This is a genomic window from Photobacterium pectinilyticum, assembly GCF_024357955.1.
GTDB lineage: Bacteria > Pseudomonadota > Gammaproteobacteria > Enterobacterales > Vibrionaceae > Photobacterium > Photobacterium pectinilyticum.
The window spans coordinates 1-1,462 of the sequence record NZ_JANEYT010000177.1; the positions used below are offsets into that span (position 1 = coordinate 1).

The 1,462-nt window shown below is 40.9% G+C and carries 1 protein-coding gene; it reads left to right on the top strand.

From position 1 onward, the window contains the following. Positions 1-136 precede the first annotated feature (136 nt). Complete coding sequence (locus tag NHN17_RS25720) at positions 137-1,174, top strand: IS110 family RNA-guided transposase (protein ID WP_016786470.1); 1,038 nt, start codon at positions 137-139, stop codon at positions 1,172-1,174. The last annotated feature ends 288 nt before the right edge of the window (positions 1,175-1,462 follow it).

A 1,462-nucleotide genomic window follows, 5' to 3' on the forward strand; every position in this document is an offset into this window, starting at 1 on the left:
CGGCCACAAAGGTTTTCCCAAAGGGAGTGATACAGGCTTACCGTGTTCCGTATGTTGCGCAATGTCAGGTTAGATAATTGGACTCCCCAAACCTACGCCCTACAATAGTAGAGCTTAAAATAATTTGGAGATTCAAATGAACAAGACGATTGTTGGCGTTGATTTAGCCAAAAAAGTGATCCAAGTTTGTATTTATACAAACAGAAAAGTGCACTCAAATACAGAGATGACACCGAAGGAGTTTACTTGTTGGTTAGTCAACTCAATGCCTGCCACAATCGTGTATGAAGCTTGTGGTACTTCAAATTATTGGAAGCAACTCGCCTCTTCTCATGGGCATGATGCTCGTTTAATCTCATCGAGATTAGTTGCTGTGGTTAGACAAAATCAAAAAACTGACAAAAACGATGCCTTGGCAATAGTACAAGCATCACTGTTACCTGATGTGAACTTTATTCAAGGTAAAACAGCCGAACAGCAGCAACTACAATCGATTGTCCGCTTACGAGAACTAAGCATAAGACAAAAAACAGCGTCTAAAAACCAATTGATTGCTTTGTTATCTGAATTAAATATTCAAGTTTCCAACAGAAATGGGGGGTTGAGAGCAACAATTGATGAAACCCTAGAAGATGCAGATAATGGCTTTTCACCTTCGTTTCGTCAGGCAATATCTACGGCTTGGGATCAATACTCATCGCTGGTTGAAGCGATTGATACTTACGACGACTGCCTAGAAAAGTCTTTGAGTTATCAACCTGAATGTAAAAAGCTACTTAAAATTGAGGGAGTCGGTACCCTTAACGCTGTTAACCTATATATCGCGCTGGGGTGTGCTGACATTGGAGCTTTTAGTAAAGGGAAAGCAGCAGCCGCCTGTATAGGGCTCACACCAATACAGCATTCAAGTGGAGGACGAGCTAAAATCGGCTCGATAGGAAGAGGTTTTAAAAATACTCTGTTTCGAAGCCAATTGATCACTGGTGCGATGTCGATCGTAAGCAAGGTTGCCAATCGTCCACCGAAAACCAAAAAAGAAGAGTGGCTAAAAAACTTAATTGAACGTAGAGGTAAGAAGTGTGCTGCGGTAGCGTTGGCAAATAAAAATGTCAGAACAGCATTTGCTATTTTAACTCAAGGTACGGAATATAAAGCTGAACCTTTAGTCTCTTAGTAAATTGTCTTAACAGTAAAATGCATAAATTGGATGAAAATCAGTTAGTCAAAGCAGCGGGCATCTGAGAGTCTTGAACTCGTAGGTTAGATTTGCTACTAACTCGCGTAAATATCGTAGAGCCTGAGTTAGCTACTCTTGTTGAGCTCGTACATAAGTGCGCATTTATTTCTGATTTACTGGGGATTACTGTTGACAATGGGGAGTCCACATAAGTGATACCAGCACTGACGGTAACGATGTTGTCTAATTCAAGGCTAACGGCAATTCGTAGTCTGTTAAGCACAT